This window comes from Morganella sp. HMSC11D09, from assembly GCF_001807955.1.
Taxonomy (GTDB): Bacteria; Pseudomonadota; Gammaproteobacteria; order Enterobacterales; family Enterobacteriaceae; genus Morganella; species Morganella morganii.
In genome coordinates this window covers 1-6,888 of the sequence record NZ_KV791705.1, presented here as the reverse complement: position 1 = coordinate 6,888, position 6,888 = coordinate 1, and the positions used below count along the sequence as shown (strand labels likewise).

The window sequence follows — 6,888 nt, the reverse complement described above, 5'->3', positions numbered from 1 at the left end:
AGTTTGGATATCGAAAATTATTGTACGTTAGGCTCATTTTTTGACCATCAATGATGAGCCAATATCTGGCGAAATTTAACAGAACCGCCTATGCCCCAAATCCCGTATCGGTAGATATCATTTTTGTAGTAACTTTCCTTCCGACAGTATCACAGCCAAAAATAATATAAATATATGATTTATATCGCAAATAAAGGTAGTTATGTTTATTCTTAGTTATACTGTAGTGGAGTATGCATTGACAATAATTATATACTCCACTATAGTATATAAAATCAAAAATGGTGAGGTAAATAATGCCCAGTACTCCTGAAGAGAAAAAAAAGGTCCTTACCCGTGTTCGCCGTATTCGGGGTCAGATTGATGCTCTGGAAAGAGCGCTGGAAAATGGTGCTGAATGCCGTTCCATTCTTCAGCAGATAGCTGCCGTTCGCGGAGCAGCTAACGGTCTTATGGCAGAGGTGCTCGAGAGCCACATACGGGAAACCTTTGACCAGAATGACAGCTACAGCCATGAAATCAGTAAATCCGTTGACGATACGATTGAACTGGTTCGCGCCTATCTTAAATAGCTAAGCCATCACATTGAGGATAATTTACATATGAAATCACGTGCTGCCGTTGCATTTGCACCAGGGAAGCCCCTGGAGATTGTTGAAATTGATGTTGCACCACCTAAAAAAGGCGAGGTGCTGATTAAAAATACCCACACCGGTGTCTGCCACACAGATGCCTTTACCCTCTCCGGGAACGATCCTGAGGGCGTTTTCCCGGTGGTTCTCGGCCACGAAGGGGCCGGTGTCGTCGTGGAGGTCGGTGAAGGCGTGACCAGCGTGAAGCCGGGAGACCATGTGATTCCGCTTTACACCGCCGAATGCGGGGAGTGTGAATTCTGTCAGTCCGGGAAAACGAACCTCTGTGTATCGGTTCGCGAAACTCAGGGAAAAGGACTGATGCCTGACGGAACCACCCGCTTTTCTTACAATGGCCAGCCTCTTTACCACTACATGGGATGCTCCACCTTCAGTGAGTATACGGTAGTGGCCGAGGTTTCTCTGGCAAAAATTAACCCGGAGGCAAACCATGAACACGTCTGCCTGCTGGGCTGTGGCGTGACTACCGGGATTGGCGCTGTTCACAACACAGCGAAAGTACAGCCTGGAGATTCTGTCGCTATTTTTGGTCTTGGCGCAATCGGTCTGGCTGCCGTTCAGGGGGCTCGCCAGGCAAAAGCAGGACGCATTATCGCTATCGACACCAACCCGGCCAAATTCGAACTTGCCCGTCAGTTCGGTGCAACCGACTGCATCAACCCGAACGACCATGACAAACCGATTAAAGATGTGCTGCTTGAAATCAACAAATGGGGCATTGACCACACTTTTGAATGTATCGGTAACGTCAACGTTATGCGTGCGGCGCTGGAAAGTGCTCACCGTGGCTGGGGCCAGTCCATTGTCATCGGCGTGGCCGGCGCCGGGCAGGAGATATCCACCCGTCCATTCCAGCTCGTTACCGGGCGCGTATGGAAAGGTTCTGCTTTCGGCGGAGTGAAAGGCCGTACGCAACTTCCGGCCATGGTAGAAGATGCCATGAAGGGTGAAATTGAACTGGAGCCATTTGTTACCCACACGATGACGCTGGATGAAATCAATGAGGCCTTCGATCTTATGCATGAAGGTAAATCAATCCGTACGGTAATCCGTTACTGATAGCGTCTTAACTGAGTCAAACCAACTGAAGGAAATGGATCATGGCAACACCTGTAATTTCTGGTAATGACGTTTTTTCCCACGTCTTCATCGGTGCATCCGATGTTGAAAAATCCGCTGATTTTTACGATGCTGTCCTCGGTACGCTTGGCATCAATAACCTCGGCCCGTTTGGCAATGGCTGGGTACTTTATGGTCGTGAAAAGCCAGCCTTTATTATTGCACGTCCGGGCAACGGTGAAGCGCCATCGGCCAACGGCGTTACTGTCGGCTTTGCAGCTGCAAGTCCGGAAGAAGTTGATGCTTTCCACGCCGCGGGCCTTGCCGCCGGAGGGAAAGATGAAGGTCAGCCTGGCCCGCGCAGCCATCTCCCTGGAGCCTATGCAGCCTACCTGCGAGACCCTGCGGGTAACAAAATCACGGCTTATACGTTCATCTGACGTCCGGCTATAAAGAGACTTCCCCTGACTCCCTGTCAGGGGAAATAACCATGAGACAGAGGCTAATGGAACTCATCGAGCAGCATGCCAGCGCTGGCGGCTGGCAAAACGTATACCGCCATAATTCACAAACACTTAATTGTGAGATGAATTTCGGTGTTTATCTTCCCCCCAAAGCAGCAACAGAAAAACTGCCGGTCCTGTACTGGCTCTCGGGTCTGACCTGTACGGAGCAGAATTTCATCACCAAATCGGGTATGCAGCATTATGCCGCCAGGAACAACATCATCGTCGTTGTTCCTGATACCAGTCCCCGTGGAGAGCATGTCGCAGATGCTGACAGCTACGATCTGGGCCAGGGTGCCGGATTTTATCTGAACGCGACGGAACATCCGTGGAACACGCATTACAGGATGTATGACTATATTCTCCATGAGCTTCCGGATGTTGTCATGGAGCATTTACCTGTAACATCAAGGAAATCAATATCCGGTCACTCCATGGGGGGGATGGGAGCGCTGGTTCTGTCGCTGCGAAATCCTGATGAATATGTGAGTGTATCGGCATTTTCACCAATAGTGTCACCTTCTCAGGTGCCATGGGGACAACAGGCATTCACCGCGTACCTGGGTGAAAATAAAAAAACGTGGGAGCACTACGATCCCGTCAGTCTCATTTTACAGGGTGCGAAATTACCAGAAATTTTTATTGACCAGGGATTAAGTGACGCCTTTTATGAAGATCAGTTACGCACTAAAAGTCTTGAAAGAGTGTGCAACGAGATGAACATCAACACATCATTCCGATATCATACTGGTTACGACCACAGCTATTATTTCATTTCCAGCTTTATTGGTGATCACATTGCTTACCATGCCAACAGGCTCAGGCTGTCAGCATGAGTTGATTTCCAGCCTCAGAAAATGTGCTTAATTTTCAGGCCTGAACAGGGCCTGAATCCTGCAGACCTGAGATGTGCTGTAACCGGTGGCTTCAGCAGTTTCTCTTATGCTCAGTTTCTTGACCTGTCGGTAATACAGAACTTTCTTATGTCGTTCCTGATCGGCCTGTTTGCCCCGGTATTTTCCCAGCGTATGTGCCCGTTCAATTCCCTGCTTCTGCCGATGGCGGCGGCTCAGCCAGTCCTTATGCGACATCGCGGCCATCAGGTCGATAAGCATATTATTGATGGCGGTTATCACGGCGCGGGTGATTGGGTCAGCCTGCGAAGGATCTTTATCTGACAGCGCCTGCCATGAGGTGGGTACATCGAGGCTGACAATCCGCAGCTCGTGTTGCTCGATTTGTTTTTTCAGCGTCATCCAGTCGCTGTTGCTCAGACGGGTCAGACGGTCTATCTGCTCGACCAGTAAAATATCATTGCGGTGACTGTCCATCAGTAAGCGCCCCAGTTCCGGGCGGTCAAGTTTTGTACCGCTGATGTTCTCCCGGTAGTAACTGGCTATTTTATGTCCCCGCTCCTGAACAAACTGCTCCAGCATCTCTTTTGCCCGATCGGCGAACTGATCTTCCGTCGATGCCCTTAAATAAGCTCTGATGAACATTTTTCCACCACGTTATCGCATTTAAGTTATTGCATTTAATCTATCGCATATAGGTTATGTCATTCATCGTGTGCCGTCACGTTTTGAATATGGCGTCAGGGTGTACCCTTATGCGATACCATTTTTGTTAAAAATTCCGCATCAAATAATTTATGAGGGAAACTATATGGCAAGGAGGCAGATTCTTTCTCTGTCGGAAAGAGAATCATTACTGGCATTACCGGACGATGAGTTAACGCTGACACGAATGGCGTATTTTAGTGAGCATGATCTGGCGCTTATCAGTGCTCACCGTAAACCCGCCAGTCGTTTTGGTTTTGCCGTCCTTCTTTGCTATCTGAAAAATGTCGGCTTTGCACCGGATAAAAAAATCCCACCCTCTGATGCGCTGCTGAAGCATATCGCCAGCAGGCTAAAACTTACCGGGGATCTCTGGCCTGCTTACCTTTCCGGCAGGGAAACCACGCGACGCGAACATTTAACCGAACTGTACCGCTATCTTGGCGTAAAAGCGTTTACCGGAAAAATACAGCAGGACTGTATTACACACCTGCTGCCGATGGCGACGCGCACCGATAAAGGTATTCTCCTGGCCGAAGAACTGCTGGTCTGGCTCCGGAAGAACAACGTGATAATTCCCGCGATTGATGCCGTGGAGCGTACCTGTGCGGAGGCCATGGCTGGCGGCGATAAAATCGTATTTCAGACCCTGAATGCCCCGTTAACTCCGGCTCACAGGGATGCCCTGGATCGTTTACTTGAGTCCTCAGATAATCAGCCTTCCAGGCTGACATGGCTTCTGCAACCGCCGGGTAAAATAAATGGTAAGAACGTGCTGCAACACCTTGATCGGCTCAGTAGCATTGAATCGCTGGCATTACCTGAAGGTATAGATCGTACCATTCACCAGAACCGGTTGCTGAAACTGGCGCGGGAAGGCCGAAAGATGAGTAGCCGGGATTTGACCCGATTTTCAGCAGCCCGCCGTCATGCGATCCTGGTGTGCGTGCTGGAAGAAGCCAGAGCCACACTGACAGATGAAGTGATTGAGCTGCATGAACGCATGCTGAACAGCCTGTTCAGCAAAGCCAAAAGAACACAGGCTGAGCGCCTTCAACAGACCGGAAAGCTAATCCAGTCAAAACTGAGGCAGTACATAGATGTCGGCCAGGCACTGTCTGAAGCTCGTGATTCCGGTGGCGATCCATGGCTCGCAATAGAAAACATACTCCCATGGCCTGAATTTGTCGCCAGTCTGGAGGAAACACGCCATCTTGCCAGAAAAAATAATTTTGACCCGTTACATATTATTACCGAGAAATACAGCACATTACGGAAATATGCCCCGCGCATGTTGTCCGCTTTACAGTTAATCGCAACCCCGGCAGCGCAACCTCTGGCTGATGCGCTGGTTGTGATCAAGGATATGTACCGGAAGCAGTCGCGTAAAGTTCCGGCGACAGCGCCGCTTGAGTTTGTCCCTGAAAGCTGGCGCAAAGTGGTGATTACACCTGCGGGTATTGACCGGCAGTACTATGAATTTTGTGCGCTCAGCGAGCTTAAGGGTGCATTGCGCTCCGGGGACATCTGGGTTAAAGGCTCACGCCGCTACAAAAACTTTGATGATTACCTCATTCCCGAAAAGGACTTTGACAAACTCACACCGGCGCTGCCCCTGCCCGTATCTGCTGATTATCATGAGTACATTACCAGCCGTATGACCCTGCTTCAGTCCAGACTTGAAGAGGTCAATGCCATGGCTGCCCTTGGTGAGCTGCCCGATGTCGAAATATCTGACAGGGGAGTAAAAGTCTCTCCGCTGGATAACTGCGTCCCGGTACAGGTTTCACCGCTGGCAGAGCTGGTTTACAGCATGCTACCGCGCCCTAAAATCACGGAAATTCTCGATGAGGTAAACAGCTGGACGACGTTTACCCGACATTTTTCGCATATAAAAAATGACATTACCCGTCCCGATGCCCGCCAGCTCCTCACCACCATCCTTGCGGATGGCATCAATCTTGGCCTGACCAAAATGGCGGAAGCCTGCCCCGGAAGCACCAAATCATCACTGGAAGATATCCAGGCATGGTACATCCGCCACGAAACCTATTCAGCCGCCCTCGCAGAGCTGGTAAACGCGCAGGGGAAAAGACCACTGGCGGCATTCTGGGGAGACGGGACAACGTCATCATCAGATGGACAGAATTTCAGAACAGGCAGCTCAGGCCGCTACGCAGGGCAGGTTAACCCGAAATATGGGCAAGAGCCTGGACGTCAGTTTTATACCCATATTTCGGATCAATACAGCCCGTTTTACACCTGCATAATCAGCCGGGTCAGGGATTCAACCCATGTGCTCGATGGCTTGCTGTACCACGAAAGCGACCTGGAAATCAGGGAGCATTACACCGATACCGCTGGTTTCACCGATCATGTCTTTGCCCTGATGCATCTGCTGGGATTTGCGTTCTGTCCGCGGATCAGGGATCTCCACGACAAAAAGCTGTTTATCAAAGGGAAAGCAGACCAATACCCGGCGCTTCAGTCACTGATATCAACGACCCGCCTGAATCTGAAAGAGATCGAAATTCACTGGCGTGAAGTACTTCGTCTGGCCACTTCAATAAAGCAGGGAACCGTGACGGCATCCCTGATGTTGAAAAAGCTTGCCAGCTACCCCAAACAAAACGGACTTGCCAAAGCACTGAGGGAAATTGGTCGTATTGAACGAACTCTGTTTATGCTCGACTGGTTCCGCGATCCGGCACTTCGTCGGCGGGTACAGGCGGGACTGAATAAAGGAGAAGCCCGTAACGCGCTGGCGCGTGCGGTATTCCTACACCGGCTGGGTGAAATCAGGGACAGAAAACCGGAAAATCAGAGCTATCGCGCCAGTGGACTGACGCTGCTGACGGCTGCCATATCCCTGTGGAATACCGTCTATATGGAAAGAGCGGTCGATGCCCTGAAGCGCAAAGGGGTGAAGATCAACGAGCAACTGCTGTCGCATTTGTCCCCGTTAGGCTGGGAACACATCAATCTGACAGGCGATTATATATGGAAAAGCAACCGGATACCGGCTTCCGGTAAGTTTCGTCGGCTGAGACCAGCTAAAGTCGAAAGGTCAAAAAATAGCCTTAACGTACAATAATTTTCGATATCCAAACT

The 6,888-nt window shown here is 50.2% G+C and carries 6 protein-coding genes; 5 read left to right on the top strand and 1 reads right to left on the bottom strand.

What is annotated here, in order from left to right:
• Positions 1 to 296: 296 nt before the first annotated feature.
• The 4 genes from frmR (at position 297) to fghA (ending at position 3,054) form a co-directional block, all read left to right on the top strand.
• Positions 297 to 572: a formaldehyde-responsive transcriptional repressor FrmR gene (gene frmR / locus HMPREF3119_RS15110; RefSeq protein WP_001141270.1), complete on the top strand. Its 276-nt coding sequence runs from the start codon at positions 297 to 299 to the stop codon at positions 570 to 572.
• Between the two features lie 30 nt (positions 573 to 602).
• Positions 603 to 1,712: an S-(hydroxymethyl)glutathione dehydrogenase gene (gene frmA, locus HMPREF3119_RS15105; protein ID WP_000842086.1), complete on the top strand. Its 1,110-nt coding sequence runs from the start codon at positions 603 to 605 to the stop codon at positions 1,710 to 1,712.
• Between the two features lie 41 nt (positions 1,713 to 1,753).
• Entirely contained in the window at positions 1,754 to 2,152 is a 399-nt protein-coding gene (locus HMPREF3119_RS15100; RefSeq protein WP_008813494.1) for a VOC family protein, read from the top strand.
• Between the two features lie 65 nt (positions 2,153 to 2,217).
• Positions 2,218 to 3,054 carry an S-formylglutathione hydrolase gene (gene fghA, locus HMPREF3119_RS15095; protein WP_020803304.1) on the top strand — a complete coding sequence of 279 codons (837 nt, stop codon included), beginning with the start codon at positions 2,218 to 2,220 and terminating at the stop codon, positions 3,052 to 3,054.
• A 27-nt stretch (positions 3,055 to 3,081) separates the two neighbouring features.
• Here fghA and HMPREF3119_RS15090 read toward each other — a convergent pair whose 3' ends face one another.
• On the bottom strand, positions 3,082 to 3,717 hold the full coding sequence (locus HMPREF3119_RS15090) for a recombinase family protein (RefSeq protein WP_000470623.1): 636 nt from the start codon (positions 3,715 to 3,717) through the stop codon (positions 3,082 to 3,084).
• A gap of 166 nt (positions 3,718 to 3,883) precedes the next feature.
• Here HMPREF3119_RS15090 and HMPREF3119_RS15085 point away from each other — a divergent pair, with 166 nt between their 5' ends.
• Entirely contained in the window at positions 3,884 to 6,871 is a 2,988-nt protein-coding gene (locus HMPREF3119_RS15085) for a Tn3 family transposase (RefSeq protein WP_070580197.1), read from the top strand.
• The last annotated feature ends 17 nt before the right edge of the window (positions 6,872 to 6,888 follow it).

What these genes read in the sequence shown, in the direction of transcription:
- frmR (WP_001141270.1), top strand. Translation starts at nt 297, where the DNA reads ATGCCCAGTACTCCTGAAGAGAAAAAAAAGGTCCTTACCCGTGTTCGC.
- frmA (WP_000842086.1), top strand. Translation starts at nt 603, where the DNA reads ATGAAATCACGTGCTGCCGTTGCATTTGCACCAGGGAAGCCCCTGGAG.
- HMPREF3119_RS15100 (WP_008813494.1), top strand. Translation starts at nt 1,754, where the DNA reads ATGGCAACACCTGTAATTTCTGGTAATGACGTTTTTTCCCACGTCTTC.
- fghA (WP_020803304.1), top strand. Translation starts at nt 2,218, where the DNA reads ATGGAACTCATCGAGCAGCATGCCAGCGCTGGCGGCTGGCAAAACGTA.
- HMPREF3119_RS15090 (WP_000470623.1), bottom strand. Translation starts at nt 3,717, where the DNA reads ATGTTCATCAGAGCTTATTTAAGGGCATCGACGGAAGATCAGTTCGCC.
- HMPREF3119_RS15085 (WP_070580197.1), top strand. Translation starts at nt 3,884, where the DNA reads ATGGCAAGGAGGCAGATTCTTTCTCTGTCGGAAAGAGAATCATTACTG.